At 65.8% G+C, this 15,157-nt stretch carries 13 protein-coding genes; 7 read left to right on the forward strand and 6 right to left on the reverse strand.

All coding sequences use genetic code 11. The annotated features are described in order from the left end of the window. Nucleotides 1-76: 76 nt before the first annotated feature. The gene (locus CK489_RS30470) at nucleotides 77-853 is read left to right on the forward strand and encodes an arginyltransferase (protein ID WP_021078378.1); all 777 of its coding nucleotides are present in this window, start codon (nucleotides 77-79) and stop codon (nucleotides 851-853) included. Nucleotides 854-861: 8 nt separating this feature from the next. Here the strand turns inward: CK489_RS30470 and CK489_RS30475 are convergent, their stop codons facing one another. Continuing rightward, nucleotides 862-2,235: an Nramp family divalent metal transporter gene (locus tag CK489_RS30475; protein ID WP_095734944.1), complete on the reverse strand. Its 1,374-nt coding sequence runs from the start codon at nucleotides 2,233-2,235 to the stop codon at nucleotides 862-864. 121 nt (nucleotides 2,236-2,356) lie between these two features. On the opposite strand from CK489_RS30475, the gene CK489_RS30480 reads away from it, so the two are divergent. From CK489_RS30480 to CK489_RS30495, 4 genes are all read left to right on the forward strand, one after another. Next, nucleotides 2,357-3,487 carry a PspA/IM30 family protein gene (locus CK489_RS30480; protein WP_095734945.1) on the forward strand — a complete coding sequence of 377 codons (1,131 nt, stop codon included), beginning with the start codon at nucleotides 2,357-2,359 and terminating at the stop codon, nucleotides 3,485-3,487. Further along, the gene (locus tag CK489_RS30485) at nucleotides 3,484-4,143 is read left to right on the forward strand and encodes an OB-fold-containig protein (RefSeq protein WP_050627407.1); all 660 of its coding nucleotides are present in this window, start codon (nucleotides 3,484-3,486) and stop codon (nucleotides 4,141-4,143) included. The genes CK489_RS30480 and CK489_RS30485 overlap by 4 nt, the downstream gene beginning before the upstream one ends. A 3-nt stretch (nucleotides 4,144-4,146) precedes the next feature. Next, a complete protein-coding gene (locus CK489_RS30490; RefSeq protein ID WP_095734946.1) occupies nucleotides 4,147-5,889 on the forward strand; it encodes a flotillin family protein in 1,743 nt (580 codons plus the stop codon). 138 nt (nucleotides 5,890-6,027) lie between these two features. Next, the gene (locus CK489_RS30495; protein WP_095734947.1) at nucleotides 6,028-7,269 is read left to right on the forward strand and encodes an MFS transporter; all 1,242 of its coding nucleotides are present in this window, start codon (nucleotides 6,028-6,030) and stop codon (nucleotides 7,267-7,269) included. A 114-nt stretch (nucleotides 7,270-7,383) separates the two neighbouring features. Here the strand turns inward: CK489_RS30495 and CK489_RS30500 are convergent, their stop codons facing one another. Beyond that, a complete protein-coding gene (locus tag CK489_RS30500) occupies nucleotides 7,384-8,637 on the reverse strand; it encodes an adenylate/guanylate cyclase domain-containing protein (protein ID WP_050627410.1) in 1,254 nt (417 codons plus the stop codon). 173 nt (nucleotides 8,638-8,810) lie between these two features. On the opposite strand from CK489_RS30500, the gene CK489_RS30505 reads away from it, so the two are divergent. After that, nucleotides 8,811-9,005: a hypothetical protein gene (locus CK489_RS30505; RefSeq protein WP_095735189.1), complete on the forward strand. Its 195-nt coding sequence runs from the start codon at nucleotides 8,811-8,813 to the stop codon at nucleotides 9,003-9,005. Here the strand turns inward: CK489_RS30505 and CK489_RS30510 are convergent, their stop codons facing one another. Further along, nucleotides 9,006-9,884: a DMT family transporter gene (locus tag CK489_RS30510; RefSeq protein ID WP_095734948.1), complete on the reverse strand. Its 879-nt coding sequence runs from the start codon at nucleotides 9,882-9,884 to the stop codon at nucleotides 9,006-9,008. A gap of 79 nt (nucleotides 9,885-9,963) precedes the next feature. On the opposite strand from CK489_RS30510, the gene CK489_RS30515 reads away from it, so the two are divergent. Further along, nucleotides 9,964-10,776 carry a helix-turn-helix domain-containing protein gene (locus CK489_RS30515; protein WP_095734949.1) on the forward strand — a complete coding sequence of 271 codons (813 nt, stop codon included), beginning with the start codon at nucleotides 9,964-9,966 and terminating at the stop codon, nucleotides 10,774-10,776. Here the strand turns inward: CK489_RS30515 and CK489_RS30520 are convergent. From CK489_RS30520 to parC, 3 genes are all read right to left on the reverse strand, one after another. After that, a complete protein-coding gene (locus CK489_RS30520; protein WP_095734950.1) occupies nucleotides 10,767-11,606 on the reverse strand; it encodes an N-acyl homoserine lactonase family protein in 840 nt (279 codons plus the stop codon). The two genes, CK489_RS30515 and CK489_RS30520, sit on opposite strands and share 10 nt — an antisense overlap. 113 nt (nucleotides 11,607-11,719) lie before the next feature. Then, complete coding sequence (locus tag CK489_RS30525) at nucleotides 11,720-12,715, reverse strand: cation diffusion facilitator family transporter (RefSeq protein WP_095734951.1); 996 nt, start codon at nucleotides 12,713-12,715, stop codon at nucleotides 11,720-11,722. A gap of 120 nt (nucleotides 12,716-12,835) precedes the next feature. Beyond that, a complete protein-coding gene (gene parC, locus CK489_RS30530) occupies nucleotides 12,836-15,091 on the reverse strand; it encodes a DNA topoisomerase IV subunit A (RefSeq protein WP_095734952.1) in 2,256 nt (751 codons plus the stop codon). Nucleotides 15,092-15,157: the final 66 nt, after the last annotated feature.

Genomic DNA, 15,157 nt, shown 5'->3' on the forward strand with positions numbered 1-15,157 from the left:
ACCAATTGACCGTTAGCCTCCGGGGGGCGATGCTAACTCGGCTGCCTGTATTGTTTGTGGAGCCCGACGATCAGACGTGACCCAGCACTCGCGTGATACCCCGCAGTTTTATCTGACGGCGCCCTCGCCCTGCCCGTATCTTCCGGGCCGCCACGAGCGGAAGGTTTTCACGCACCTGGTCGGAGACAAAGCGGGCGATCTCAACGACTTGCTGACCCATGGCGGCTTCCGGCGCAGCCAGTCGATCGCCTACCGCCCGGCCTGCGACCAGTGCCGGGCCTGCGTCTCGGTCCGGGTCGTCGCCAACGAATTCCGCCCGTCCCGCAATTTCCGCAAGGTTCTCGCCCGCAACGCCGACATCATCGGCGAGCAACGCACCGCGGTGCCGACATCAGAGCAATATTCGGTGTTCCGGGCCTATCTCGACCGCCGCCACCGCAACGGCGGCATGGCCGACATGACCGTGCTGGACTATGCGATGATGGTCGAGGACAGCCATGTCGAGACCCGGATCATCGAATACCGCAAGCGCAATGCCGACAGCGCCATCACCGGCCGCGGCGACGAGTTGATGGCGGTGGCGCTGACCGACGTGCTCAGCGACGGGCTGTCGATGGTCTATTCGTTCTTCGAGCCGGGGCTTGAGGCCCGCTCGCTCGGCACCTTCATGATCCTCGATCACATCGCCCGCGCCCGCCGCCAGGGCCTGCCTTACGTCTATCTCGGTTACTGGATCGAGGGCTCCAAGAAGATGGACTACAAGGGCCGCTTCCTGCCGCAGCAGCGGCTCGCCCCGTCGGGCTGGCTGCGCGTCGACGCGTCAGGCGAAGGGCTGGCTGAGCCGCAGGACTAGCGTTCGCGCTAGGTCCCGAACAGCGTATCGAACAACAGCTTCACGTTCAGGATCACGATCAGCCCGGCGACGATCCACGCCGCCACCGCAACCGGCATCGAGATCGCGAACGCGCCCATCTTGCGCTTATCGGACACGAAGCGCACCAGAGGGATCACCGCGAACGGCAGCTGCATCGACAGCACGACCTGGCTGAACACCAGGAGCCGCGCGGTGCCGCTCTCGCCATAGAGCGCCGCGACCACGATGACCGGGACGATCGCGATGCCGCGGGTCACCAGCCGCTGCAGCCAGTCGGGCAGCTTGAGGTCGAGGAAGCCCTGCATCACGATCTGGCCGGCCAGCGTCGCCGTCACCGTCGAGTTGAGGCCGGAGGCCAATAGCGCCACGGCAAACAGCGTCGAGGCGATGCCGAGGCCGAGCAGCGGCGACAGCAGCTCGAACGCCTGATCGATCTCGGCGACGTCGGAATGGCCGCTCTTGTGGAAGGTCGCGGCCGCCAGCACCAGGATCGCGGCGTTGACGAACAGCGCCAGCATCAGCGCGATGGTGGAATCCGTCGTCGCCCATTTGATCGCGTCGCGCCGCCCCTCCTCGGTGCGCGGATAGGCGCGGGTCTGCACGATCGATGAGTGCAGATAGAGGTTATGCGGCATCACGGTAGCGCCGATGATGCCGATCGCGATGTAGAGCATCTCCGGATTGGTGACGATCTCGCGCGAGGGCATGAAGCCGCCGAGCACGCCGGCGATCGGCGGCGCGGCCGCGGCGATCTGCACCACGAAGCAGACCGCAATGACGATCAGGAGCGCGATCACGAAGGCTTCGAGGAAGCGGAAGCCGCGGTTCATCAGCAGCAGCAAAAGGAACGCATCGAGCGCGGCCAGCAGCGCACCGCCGATCAGGGGGATGCCGAACAGCAGCTTCAGCGCGATCGCGGTGCCGATCACCTCGGCGAGGTCGCAGGCGATGATCGCGGCCTCGCAGGCGAGCCACAGCAGCAGGTTCACCGGCCGCGAATAGGTCGCGCGGCAGGCCTGCGCCAGATCGCGATCGGTGGCGATGCCAAGCCGCGCGGCAAGCGCCTGCAGCAGGATCGCCATCAGGTTGGAGAGCAGGATGACCGACAGCAGCGTGTAGCCAAACTTCGAGCCGCCCGCGAGATCGGTGGCCCAGTTGCCGGGGTCCATGTAGCCGACCGAGACCAAATAGCCCGGCCCGGCGAAGGCCAGCAGCCGGCGCCACCAGACGCCTGCGCTCGGCACCTGAACGGTCGCGTTCACCTCGGGAAGGCTGCGCGCATGGCCGGCATCATCGCGCCAACCGCCGGGCACGGCGTTGGGAACGGAAACGGAAGACATGTCAGGAGTCCGAGCGTCCATGCCCGCAGGATGGCCGATCTCTCCCGTTATTGCAACTCATTTGCAACTGCATCTGGGATCACGGAAATGATACCGGCTGCCAGCCTTGTAAAGCACTGAGGAAGTGCTTTACGTTAGAGCCATGATCAAGCTTCCCGTCGAGACGCCGACCGCCACGCTGCGCTACGCCCTCACCCCTGACCCCTCAGGCATCGAGGCGATCGAGGCGACCTTTGCGGCCTATGACCGGATGATGGCAATCCTCGCCGAGGTCGCTCCCGTCGGTGCCAACCTCGTCTCGCTGCACGCCCAGGCCTATGAGCGAATCCGCAAGGAGACCGGCCTGCCCGCGCGCCTCGTGACGCTCGGACTGCGCGACCGCGCCAACTACGTCGCGGGTGCCGCCGTCCGCCGGATACCGCTCGACGACAAGTTGTTCGCGATCAAGGGCCCAACTTCACTGACCATTAGCACTGTCAGCGGACGTGTCTTGGTGCCGTTCGACGTGCCGGGATATGTCTCGGGCTGGGAAAGCCCCTTCCCGGCGCATTTGATCTCGGATGGTCGCGGCTACGAAATCCACATCGCCGTCAAATCGAAATCAGCACAACCGGAGGAGAAGACCATGCTTCACGAAGGCATCCTTGCACGCATGGGCCGGCTTCTTGCCGCCATCGCGAGCCAGACCATCGACAATGTCGAGAGCAACAACAAGGTCGCGCTGGTCAAACAGGCGATCCGCGAGATCGACGCCGGCGCCGACGAAGCGCGCTATGCGCTCGGCAAGTCGCGCGCCGAAGAATTCCGACTGAAGAAGCGGCGTGAAGAACTGGATACCGAAACCGCTGGCCTGAACGAGAAGATCCGTCTCGCACTTGCGGAAAGTCGCGAGGACCTCGCGCGCGCCGGGGTCGCTCGGCAAATTGACCTGGAGTCGCAGGTGATCGCGCTGGAACGCGCGATGGATTTCATCGAGCTCGAAATCGACGAGCAGACCAAGGCGCTGCAGGCCATGCTCGGTGCGCGCCGCGAGGCCGAAGCGCGATTGGCCGATCTCGAACAAAGTCTGATCCGCGAGGCCAAGGACGAAACCAGCCGGGGCCCATCGACGACCAATACATTGAGTGCTGAACGCGCCATGGCGGCGATCGCCCGGGTCACCGGTGTTCCCGCTTCCAGCGTGCTCGGCGACAAGGAGCTTGACGAACTCGATCGCCTGCATCGCGAAAAGGAAATCGCGGCGCGGCTTGAAAGGATCAAGTCAGAAAAATGAGTGCAGTTGGCGACATCCTGCTCGCCCCCGACGTACGGCCCTTTGCGGTCGCGGCTGCGATCATGGTGGCACTTGGCGGTATCGAGTTGCTCACCACCATGGTCGGACTTTCGATCAGCGAACTCATCGGCAAGGAGTTCGCGGTCGAAGCCGAGAGCCACAATGCTCTCAGTGGCCTGTTTCTCTGGATCAACGCCGGGCGGCTTCCCCTCCTGATCCTGATCATCCTGATACTTGGCATATTCTCGATCGGAGGCTTTCTGCTTCAGGGACTGGCGCATGCCGTAGGCACCGCCATCCCGGTTTCCATTGCCGCGCTGGTGGCTGCTGCCGGCAGCCTCCCCGTGATCAGAAACAGCAGCCGCGGCCTCGCCCGCATCATTCCCCGCGACGAGAGCTATGCGGTCAATGACAGCGACTTTGTCGGCAAGGTCGCGACCGTGTCGGTCGGCCCGCTCGATCAGGGTCTGCCCGGCCGAGTCCGTCTCAAGGATGTCTTCGGCAACTGGCACACCGTGTCGGCGCGTGCCAGCGCAGAGTCCGAGGCCTTGCCGGTCGGCGCCAGCGTGCTGCTGGTCGATCGTGATGCCAAAGGCTTCATCGCGATTGCCGCTCCCTCCGACCTCGTCGAACAACAATCTTCCAACAGGGCATAACACATGTGGGAACTTGCTATACCCGTCGTCATCGGCGTCCTTGCCATTCTCGTCATCGGTCTGCTGTTCGCAAAACTCTACAAGCGCTCGACGCGCGATGAGGCCTATGTCCGCACCGGCCTCGGCGGCCAGAAGGTGGTGCTCGACGGCGGCTCGCTGGTGCTGCCGATCTTCCACTCCACCGCCGCGGTGAACCTGAAGACGCTACGGCTCGAGGTGGCGCGCGGCGGTCCGGACTCGTTGATCACCAAGGACCGCATGCGCGTCGACATCGGCGCCGAGTTCTATCTGCGCGTCAAACCCGATAGCTCCTCGATCGCCCTGGCCGCGCAGACGCTCGGCAACCGCACCAACGACGCCGCCGAGCTGCGCGAGCTGGTGGAAGCAAAATTCGTCGACGGCCTGCGCTCGGTCGCCGCGACCATGAACCTCGAGGAATTGCAGGAGCGGCGCGCGACGTTCGTCAAGGCGGTGCAGGACGCGGTCGGCGCCGACATCCAGAACAACGGCCTCGAGCTTGAATCGGTGTCGCTAACCCGGCTCGACCAGAGCGACATCAAGCATTTCAACCCGAGCAATTTCTTCGACGCGCACGGTCTCACCACGCTGACCAAGATCACCAAGGAGCGCGAGCAGGAGCGCAACCAGATCGTGCGCACCACCGAGGTCAACATCGCCCAGCAGGACCTGGTTGCGCGGCAGACCACGCTGACGATCGAAAGCACCAAGCGCGAGGCCGAGCTCGCCCAGCAGCGCGACATCGCCAACAAGACCGCCGCGATGCGCGCGCAGACCGCGCAGGTCGAGCAGACCGCGTTGCAGAACGAGGCCGAATACCGCATCCAGCAGGAGCTCGCGGTCGCCAACAAGCAGACTGAGGCCAACCAGGCCCGCGACACCCGCAAGATCGAGGCCGATCTCGCGGTCAAGCGCCGCACCACTGAGACCGACCGCGAGCTGCAGATCGTGGCGCAGGAAGCCGCAATCGCGGTTGCGACCAAGAGCAAGGAGCAGTCGGAAGCCCAGACCATCGCGGAGACCGCGCGCGCACTCGCGATCGCGGCCGAGGAAAAGGTGACCACCGCCCGCGCCACCGAGGTCGCCGAACGCGACAAGATCATCAACGTGATCGCCGCGCGCAAGGTTGCCGAGACCAATGCAATGCCGATCACGGTGATGGCGGAAGCTGAGAAGCAGGCTGCGGCCAACAAGGCCGAGGCCACCAACGTGCTGGCGAAAGCCGACGCCAACGCAGCCACCACCCGCGCCGCCGGCGTCAAGGCACTCGGTCAGGCCGAGGCAGAAGTTGCGACATTGAAGGCGGAGGCGCGCAACAAGCTGAGCGCCGAGATGATCGACTACGACCTCAACCTCGCCCGCATCAACGTGATCCCGAGCGCACTCGCCGAGGCGGTGAAGCCGATCGAGAAGATCTCCGACATCCGGATCTTCGATACCGGCAGCATGCTCGGCCGCGGCGGCGCCAACGGCCATGGCAATGGCGGTCTCGGGCTCGGCGACGGGCTCGCCGCGCAATTGCTGTCGGTCTCGGCGTTCAAACCGATGATCGACAAGATCCTCTCGGAGGCGGGCTTCCCGGCCGGATCCGACGCGCTGACCAGCCTGACCAGCGCGCTGGCGCAGCGCAAGGCCGAGGCGGCTCCGGCGTCTGCGAACGGCGAGGATAGCCGGCCTGCCACATTGGTCGGCACCATCACCGGCCAGCTCGCGCCCTCGCCGCAATAACGCGATCGTGTTTGACATCATCGATAAGGCCCGCCGTTTCCGGCGGGCCTTTGTTTTTACGTTGTCGGGAAACGGGTGGGATCGGACGTCTTCCAACCACACACTATGGCCAGATCGATTTTCCCCAAGGATTCTGCCATGTCCGCCGATACGCCTCGCCTGCCGGCCACCTTCAATCGCCTCGCCTGGTCCAACCTCGCCGCGCAGTCGGCCGAGCAGATCGCGCTTGCGGCCGCGCCCATCGTCGCCGTGCTGGTGCTCGGTGTCGGCGAAGGCCAGACCGGCCTGCTGCAGACCGCGCTGACGCTGCCCTTCATCCTGTTTGCGATTCCGGCCGGCCTGCTCGCCGACCGCGTGTCGCGGCGCTGGGTCATGGCCGGCTCCGAGGCGCTGCGCGCGGCGGCGCTAGCCGCGATCCTGCTGCTGCTATGGCTCGGCGCAATGACCCTGCCGCTGCTCGCCTTGCTCGGCTTCATCGCGGTCTGCGGCACGGTTGCCTACAGCGTCGCTGCGCCCGCCCTGGTCCCGTCGCTGGTGACATCGCAGCAACTCCCGGCAGCGAATGCCCGCATCGAGCTCGCGCGCACGGTCGCGTTCGCGAGCGGTCCCGCGCTCGGCGGCGTGCTGGTCGGCTGGGTCGGCGCCGCGCCCGCATTCGGCTTTGCCGCGGCGCTGTCGGCGATCGCGGTCGTGCTGCTCGCCGGCCTCTACGAGCCGGCGCGTGCACCCGCACCGCGGCGCCATCCATTGCAGGACATCAAGGAAGGCGCGGCGTTCGTGATGCATCACGCCTTGCTGCGGCCTGTGTTCATCACCCAGTTCATCTTCAATACCGCATCGTTCCTGCTGCTCGCCGTGTTCGTGCCTTATGCGGTGCGCCACCTCGGGCTCAGTGCCACCGGCGTCGGCACGACGCTTGCGATGTATGGTGTCGGCATGGTGGTCGGCGCGCTGTTCGCAACGCGGGTGATGAAGCGGCTGGCGTTCGGCACCGTGATCGGGCTCGGCCCGGTGACTGGCCTCGTCGCCTCGCTGGTGATGGCACTGACGACCTGGATCGCAACGCCGCTGCTCGCCGGCCTCGGCTTCTTCCTGCTCGGTGTCGGTCCGATCCTCTGGGTGATCTCGACCACCACACTCAGGCAGTCGGTGACGCCGCCCTCGCTGCTCGGCCGCGTCTCGGCGATCAACATCATGAGCTACGGCGCCCGTCCGCTTGGCTCCGCGCTCGGCGCCATCGTCGGTGGGTTCTACGGCGCCGAGGCCTGCCTCTATCTCGCGGCCGCGATCTTCGCCGCCCAGGCGCTGGTGATCCTGCTGTCGCCCGCGGTGTCGCTGACGCGGCAGCCCGACATGGTCGGCGAGCCGGCGCGCTGCTAGGCCGGGCTTTCTCAGCCGTCATTGCGAGGAGCGAAGCGACGAAGCAATCCATTCTTCCACGCGGGGAGACGTGGATTGCTTCGCTTCGCTTGCAATGACGGAGGAAGGGGCTGCCTAGCTCGCCAGATACCGCTCATACTTGCCGCCGACGACCTCGTCGGCAGGCACGGCCGGATCCAGTGTATAGAGATCCTGCGCATGGCCGATGCCGCGCAACACGAAACGGCCGGTGGAAACCAGGTAGTTGCGGCCGGCGGCATCCAGCCCGGTGCGGAAATCGGTCGAAGTCAGCAATTCGCGGTCAACGGAAGCGCACATCGAGGCGATCCGGCTGACCTCGTTGACGGCGGGCCCGACCACCGTGAAGTCGAGCCGGTCCTCGCTGCCGATGTTGCCGTAGAAGACTTCGCCGACATGGAGGCCGACATAGGCCGTGGTGGTCGGCCGGTTCTCGTTCTCGCGGCGATCGTTCAGCACGCGGATGTTATGGCGGAATCTGTGCTCGGCACGCAGTGCCGCGCGTCTGGCGCTTGCCATGTTCTCGCTGGTGAACATCGCCAAAACGCCGTCGCCGATCAGCTTCAGCACCTCGCCGCCCGCGTCGTGGATCGCGTCGATCGAGGCCTGCGCGTAATCGTTGAGGAACGGAATGATCTCGTCGGGGCCAATGCGCTCGCTGATCGCGGTCGAGCCGCGCACGTCGGAGTACCACAGCACGGCCTTGATCTTCTCTGTGATGCCGCGCTGCATGCGCCCGCGCAGCACCTGCTCCGCCGTCTCGCGGCCGAGATAGACCCGGCCGAGCGTGCGGGCGATCTCGACCTGCGCCGCGGATTTGATCGCAAGCCCGAGCACCGGCACCAGGTCGCGCAGCGCCGACATGTGAAGGTCGCCGAACCCGTCCGAATGGCGCGTGGTGTAGTAGGAATAGAAACAGTCCATCTCGCCGATCGTGCCGGCCTCGCCGAAGCGGTGCACGAAGGCGGCGAAATGCTTGTGGCCCTTCTCGGCAAGCTCACCGATCATCGAGAAATCATGGCTCTCGGCGAGATCGATCACCATCTCGTCATGGCCGTTTTCGAGCATGTGGTGGAACGCCGACCGCCGCCAGGTCTGATTGGCCTCGCCGGTGCTGGTCGAGCCGTATTCGAAGATGTCGGCCTCGTTGCTCTCGCCGTCGTTCCAGCGGAAGCCGCGCCCCTCGAAGATCGGATGCAAGGTGTCGATGAAGACGATCGCCCGCGACAACGGCATGCCGGCGGCCCGGCAGCGCTCGCAGAAGCCGCGCAGCAGATCGTTCTCAGGCAGGCCCGTCAGACCCTGGCGGACCAGCCAATTCATGAGGCGCAAACGGGGCGTCAGTTCCATCAGCTGATTATGCCGGGCAATCGGTGCGGGAGGAAGGGCTGGTCGTCGCGTGACAGATGCGGATGCCCATGTGGTATTGCAAGGCCGCCCGCCTCACCATTTCGCAGGGAACAGCGTGGCCTGAGCCGGCGATTCCGCTTCCCTTTGCCCCGGCCTTCGCGCACAAGGAGCGCATGGACAACGATGCCGGCCCGCAAAATCCGATTCGACGCCTCATGCGATGGGCGATCACTCCGCCGCAATCCTATGGGGTCTATCTTGGCGGCATCATCCTGGTCTACGCCCTGTCGTTCTACGCCGGCACGCTGAAGCCGAAACACGTTCCGGCCGCCCCGCCGGTGACCACGCCGTCCGCTCCGCACAGCTGATCAGGCCGGTTTGGCCTCCGACGTCGCGATCCAGATTCCGGCGCAGACCGCGATCAGGCCGACGACCAGACTGGCCGTGATCGGCTCGCCGATCAATTGCTTCGCCAGCAGCCCGGCCGCGATCGGATTGACCGTCATGGTGTTGGCGACACGGGTCGGTGAAGCCCGCTCGAGCGCCAGCACCCACAGGATGAAGGCCAGCGCGCCGCCGGCAATTCCGAGATAGAGCCCGGCGATCCACTGCGATGCGCCGAATTCGCGCAGCGTCGACAGGCTGCCGGTGAACGCCCCGACCGCCACCAGTGCAGCCGTACCCGCGCCCATGCCCACGGCAAGGAAGCCGAGCGCGCTGGAGCGGCTGATGAACGGTCGCGACAGCACGTTGTAGAACGCCATGCAGAGCACCGCGGCCGCCATGATCAGCTCGCCGCGCCATGCCCCCGGTGGTGCCGCCGACAGCCCCGATGCCAGCGCCGCGGCGACGCCGAGCACCGCAATCGAGACCCCGGCCGATTTGCGCATCGTCAGCGGCTCGATGCCGAGCACGGCGCCGACCACCATGGTGGAGAGCGGCAACGTCGCCAATGCGAGGCTCGCGCGTGCCGCCGTCGTGTAGGACATCGCGATGTTGTAGAGCACGAAGAACACGCCGAAGAAGGCGATGCCGAGCACGGCGACCGCCGGCCAATCTTCGCGCGGCGGCCATTTCGCCCCGAGCAGGACTGCAACGGGAAGCACGCAGAGGAAACCGATCGCCCAGCGCAGGATCGCAAGCGTGATCGGGTCGGCGTTACCGGCCAGATACCGCGTGATCGCCGCCGCCGTGCCGCCGAGGCAGCTCGAGGCCAGTGCAATCGCAACGCCGATCCACTCGTCCATCCAGCACCCGATGCGTTTCGCGCCCGCTTGTGGCATCTTGCCCGGCGAGACCGTTTCGGCAACTACCTGACAGGTACTCATGTCGCAGCGCGATTTTGCAGCCAGCCTGCGCTGGTGGCGCCAACGCAAGGGCCACTCGCAACTGGAGCTCGCCGGGCGCGCCGATATCTCGCAGCGCCATCTGAGCTTCCTCGAGCTCGGCCGCGCCGCGCCGAGCCGGGACATGGTGATCCGGCTTGCCGCGGCGCTCGATGTGCCGCTGCGGCAGCAGAACGCGCTGCTGGTCGCGGCCGGCTTCGCGCCGGTATGGCGGCAAACCGACCTTGCCGCGCCCGAGCTCGTCCAGATCCGCCACGCGCTGGATTTCATCCTGGCGCAGCAGGAGCCGTTCCCTGCGGTCGTGGTCGACCGGCACTGGAATCTGCTGCTCGCCAATGCGGGCGCGGTGCGGCTGGTGGAATTCCTGGTCGGGCCGCTGGCGCCCGGCACACCGGTCAATCTCGCCGACGCGCTGGTCGCGCCCGGCGTGCTGCGGCCCCACCTCACCAACTGGACCGAGGTCGCCGGCTACTTCATCCGCAGCGTCGAGGCCGATGCGGCCGCCGACGGCACGTCGGCGACGGCCGAATTGCTCAGGCGCCTGCTCGCCTATGACGGCGTCGAGGCCGCGTTGACTGCGCCACCCTCAACATCCGGACCGGTGCTGCCGATGCTGTTCCGCAAGGGCGACACGCGCCTGCAGCTGTTCACCACGATCGCGACGCTGGGGACGCCGCAGGACGTCACGTTGCAGGAACTGCGGATCGAGAGCCTCTTTCCGATGGACGAGGAGACCGCACAGATTTTTCGAGGCTGGTCGAAGGCGAGTGCCGCCAAGGCCGCTCAGTCGTAGAACTCCGGCGACATCTTCAGTCCGTCACGCTGCACCTTGTCGTGGTTGATCCAGAGCTGCGCCTTCTCCTTCGTCAGCGTGTCGGCGATCTTCTGCATCGAGGCCAGCGTCTGCTCCTTGCTGGCGTTCAGGCTCGGTACGCGTCGATTGTCCCAATTGTCCTTGAAGTGAACGGCGTCGCCGGTCAGCACGAGCGCGCCGGTCTTCGGCAGCTTCACCAGCAGCGACTGGTGGCCGGGCGTGTGGCCCGGTGTCGACAAAATCGTGACGCTGCCGTCGCCGAACACGTCGCGATCACCCTCGAGCTTGGTGACGGGATGCTCGGGCTTGAAGCGTGGCGCGTTGTTGACGCCCGGCCATTCATACTCCGCCTTCTGCACATACAGCATCGCGGCCGGAAACAGCTCGACATTGCCGATATGATCGGGATGGGTGTGCGAGACGGCGATCGCCTTGATGTCCGACGGCTTGACCCCGAGCTGGTCGAGCTGCGCGGCGAGCGTCTTCGGCCGTCGCCACGTGATCGCCTTGGGATCGGCCGGCGCAAGGCCGTTCGGCATCGCAGCCACCGCGTCGGGAATGCCGGTGTCCCACAGGAACCAGCCCTGCGCATGCTTGATCAGGTAGCAATTGTCGACGAAGTCCATCGACTTGCCTTCATTGACGCCGGGCGACCAGCGCGAAATATCGCCCGCAACGCCCTCGCCGCAGTTGAGGATATAGAGCCGCTCGACGCCCGGTTTCGCCGGCTGGGCGTCCGCGGGCAGCACCGCGCCCGCGACCCAGAGCGACAATGCAAGACCGATTGCCTTCTTCACGTTGCCCTCCATTGATCGAGCCGGCTATTGCAGCGCGCGCAGCCGCAATGTGCCGTCTCGTCCGCAACCGCGGAAGAGGCCGGCATGAGGCAATCGATCAATTGAATGCGAGCGCGTGCCGCAGCCTAGACCGTTTCCGCGGGCGCCAGGCGGCAGGTCTCGCTGCTGATCTCGACCTGCAGCGTCGCGTGATGAATGCTGAACCGCTCCGAAAGCTCGGCGCAGACGTGATGCAGGAACACGTCGTCGTGGCCGCCGGGCCGCACCAGATGCGCGGTCAACGCGGTCTCGCTGGTGCTCATCGCCCAGATGTGCAGGTCGTGCACCTCGGTGACGCCCTCGAGCGCGGCGAGATAGTCCCTCACCCGCTTGAGGTCGATACCCTTGGGCACCGCATCGAGCGCGAGGTTGACGCTGTCGCGGGCAAGCTCCCAGCCGCTCAGCAGCACGACCACCGCGATGGCGAGGCTGATCGCCGGATCGAGCCACTGCCAGCCGGTCGCCATGATCAAGAGCGCGGCGATCACGACGCCGAACGAGACGCCGGCATCGGCCGCCATGTGCAGATAGGCGCCGCGGACGTTGAGGTCGCTGTCGCGGCCGCGCATGAACAACAGCGCGGTGCCGCCATTGATCAGGATGCCGAGCGCCGCGACCCAGACCACGGTCCAGCTTGCGACCTCCGCAGGTTCGCGGAAGCGGTTGATCGCCTCGACCGCGATGCCGCCGACCGCGATCAGCAACAGCCCGGCATTGAACAGCGCCGCCAGGATCGAGGCACGACGGTAACCATAGGTGTGGGTGTCGGTCGGGCGGCGGCCGGCGAGCCACGCGCCGGCCCAGGCCAGCAGCAGCGCGATGACGTCGGAGAGATTGTGAACGGCGTCGGAGACAAGGGCGAGCGAGTTGGCGGAATAGCCGAAGATCAGTTCCGCGATGACGAAGGCGGTGTTGAGCGAGGCACCGATCGCGAAGGCCGTGCCGAAGCTGGCGGGCGCGTGGCTGTGCCCGGCATGGGTATGTCCCGCGTGCGAATGTCCCGCGTGGGAGTGTCCGCCGTGGGAGTGCCCGCTGTGGGAATGACCACCGTGGTCGTGGTCATGATCGTGATTATGCGCCATGGCAACCGTCGCCCGAATTCGTCGGCGACGGTTATAGCGCGGCGAAATCTGGATACTATCACACCGCGCGGCGACAAGAACGGCGGGTTACGGCTTGCGCCCAACCCGCCCTACGCAGCGTTAATCCACGCCGCGATTGAACTTGTTCGACTTCGGCAGGCCATGGGCGAGCCGGCCGGCGTCGGCGCGGTTGCCGCGCCAGTCGGCCAGTTCCTTCATGGTCATGCTGTGCTCGCGGCCGGCGGAGTCCTTCCAGGTCAGACCGGCCTTGGAGTCGAACACTGCAACGTCGGAGAGCTCCGAGCTGGTGTATTTCTGCAGCCGCACGCCGCGGCCGCGCGCCATCTCCGGGACCTGGTCGAGACCGAACAGCACCATCTTGTGGTTGGTGCCGATCACCGCCACGGTGTCGCCGTTCACCGTGGTGATCGCGCGGGCCTCGTTCGGCATCTCGACATTGAGCACCTGCTTGCCCTTGCGGGTGTTGCCGACGCAGTCCTCTTCCTTGACGACGAAGCCCTGCCCCTCGCTGCTCGCGATCAGAAACTTGCGCTCGCCCTTGTTGACGAACAGCGAAATGATCGCGGCGTCCTGCTCGAGGTCGATGAACATGCGGATCGGCTCGCCATGGCCGCGGCCGCCCGGCAGCTTTGCCACGTCGAGCGAGTAGAACTTGCCGTTGGTCGCGAACAGCAGCAGCTTCGAGGTGGTCTCGGCGAAGAACGAGTGCTCGAGCTTGTCGTCGGTCTTGAAGGCAAGCCCCGAGAGATCCTCGACATGGCCCTTCAGCGTCCGCACCCAGCCCTTCTCGGAGATCACGACGGTGCACGGCTCGCGCTCGACCAGCGCTTCCTCGATCGCGGCGAGGTCATGCTCGGGCGCATCGGCGAAAGTGGTGCGGCGCTTGCCGAGCGGCGTCTTCGGTCCGAAGATGTCGCGGACCTTGCGGACCTGCTCGCCGACCTTGGCCCACTGCTCGGTCTCGGAGCCGAGCAGCCCCTCGATGCCCTTCAGCTCCTTGCGCAGATCCTTATCCTCGGTGCGGATCTCCATCTCCTCCAGGCGGCGCAAGTTGCGCAGGCGCATGTTGAGAATGGCTTCGGCCTGGATCTCGGTGAGCTTGAAGGTCTTGATCAGGACCGGCTTCGGCTCGTCCTCGGTGCGGATGATCTTGATCACCTTGTCGAGGTTCAGATAGGCGACGAGATGGCCGCCCAGCACTTCGAGCCGGTGCTCGATCTGGGTCTTGCGGAAGTTGGAGCGGCGGACCAGCACGTCGCGCAGATGGTCGAGCCATTCGCGCAGGCACTCGGCAAGGCCGACCACCTTCGGGATGCGGCCCTTGATCAGCACGTTGAGGTTCAGCGAGATCTTGCTTTCCAGCTCGGTCAGCCGGAACAGCGACTCCATCATCAGCGCCGGATCGACGGTGCGCGATTTCGGCTCGATCACGAGCCGCACATCCTCGGCCGACTCGTCGCGGACGTCGGCGACCAGCGGCAGCTTCTTCTCGTTGATCAGCTCGGCGATCTTCTCGACGATCCGCGACTTCTGCACCAGCCACGGGATCTCGGTGACGACCACCACCCAGGTGCCGCGCGCGCCCTCCTCCTGGGTCCAGCGCGAGCGGGTGCGAAACGAGCCGCGTCCCGTGGTGTAGGCCTCGATGATCGATTCCTTGGAATCGACGACGATGCCGCCGGTCGGGAAGTCCGGCCCCTTGACCCATTTCAGCAGCGCCTTCGACTTGGCGTCGGGCTTCTCGATCAGATGCAGCGCGGCGTCGCAGAGCTCGGCGGCGTTGTGCGGCGGGATCGAGGTCGCCATGCCGACCGCGATGCCCTGCGCGCCGTTGGCGAGCAGGTTCGGGAAGCCGCCCGGCAGCACCACCGGCTCTTTCGACTGGCCATCGTAGTTGAGGCGAAACTCGACGCCGTCCTCGTCGATGCCGTCGAGCAACAGCCGCGCGACTTCGGTCATGCGCGCTTCGGTGTAGCGGTAGGCGGCCGGATTATCGCCGTCGATATTGCCGAAATTGCCCTGGCCGTCGACCAGCGGGTAGCGCGAGGAGAAATCCTGCGCCAGGCGCACCATGGCGTCATAGATCGCCTGGTCGCCGTGCGGATGGAACGAGCCCATCACGTCGCCGACGATCTTCGCCGATTTCTTGAATGCCGCGCGCGGGTCGAGCCCGAGCAGGTCCATGCCGTAGAGGATGCGCCGGTGCACCGGCTTCAGCCCGTCGCGGGCATCCGGCAGCGCACGATGCATGATGGTCGAGAGCGCATAGGCGAGATAGCGCTCCTCGAGCGCATCACGCAGCGGCACCTCGTGAATTTCGGCCGGCTTTTCCGGCGGGGTCTGTCGCTTTCCCATGGGGAGGCGTTAAACTTTTGCGCTGAATCGGGCAAGCCGCGAATCACGCCAAACGCGCACGGATTC

It is taken from the genome of Bradyrhizobium sp. UFLA03-84 (assembly GCF_002289535.1).
In the GTDB taxonomy this organism is placed as follows: domain Bacteria; phylum Pseudomonadota; class Alphaproteobacteria; order Rhizobiales; family Xanthobacteraceae; genus Bradyrhizobium; species Bradyrhizobium viridifuturi.

Bases quoted from the DNA above. Each gene is read 5' to 3' on its own strand.
- CK489_RS30475 (WP_095734944.1), bottom strand. From the start codon at position 2,235: ATGGACGCTCGGACTCCTGACATGTCTTCCGTTTCCGTTCCCAACGCC.
- CK489_RS30480 (WP_095734945.1), top strand. From the start codon at position 2,357: ATGATCAAGCTTCCCGTCGAGACGCCGACCGCCACGCTGCGCTACGCC.
- CK489_RS30485 (WP_050627407.1), top strand. From the start codon at position 3,484: ATGAGTGCAGTTGGCGACATCCTGCTCGCCCCCGACGTACGGCCCTTT.
- CK489_RS30490 (WP_095734946.1), top strand. From the start codon at position 4,147: ATGTGGGAACTTGCTATACCCGTCGTCATCGGCGTCCTTGCCATTCTC.
- CK489_RS30495 (WP_095734947.1), top strand. From the start codon at position 6,028: ATGTCCGCCGATACGCCTCGCCTGCCGGCCACCTTCAATCGCCTCGCC.
- CK489_RS30500 (WP_050627410.1), bottom strand. From the start codon at position 8,637: ATGGAACTGACGCCCCGTTTGCGCCTCATGAATTGGCTGGTCCGCCAG.
- CK489_RS30505 (WP_095735189.1), top strand. From the start codon at position 8,811: ATGGACAACGATGCCGGCCCGCAAAATCCGATTCGACGCCTCATGCGA.
- CK489_RS30510 (WP_095734948.1), bottom strand. From the start codon at position 9,884: ATGGACGAGTGGATCGGCGTTGCGATTGCACTGGCCTCGAGCTGCCTC.
- CK489_RS30515 (WP_095734949.1), top strand. From the start codon at position 9,964: ATGTCGCAGCGCGATTTTGCAGCCAGCCTGCGCTGGTGGCGCCAACGC.
- CK489_RS30520 (WP_095734950.1), bottom strand. From the start codon at position 11,606: ATGGAGGGCAACGTGAAGAAGGCAATCGGTCTTGCATTGTCGCTCTGG.
- CK489_RS30525 (WP_095734951.1), bottom strand. From the start codon at position 12,715: ATGGCGCATAATCACGATCATGACCACGACCACGGTGGTCATTCCCAC.
- parC (WP_095734952.1), bottom strand. From the start codon at position 15,091: ATGGGAAAGCGACAGACCCCGCCGGAAAAGCCGGCCGAAATTCACGAG.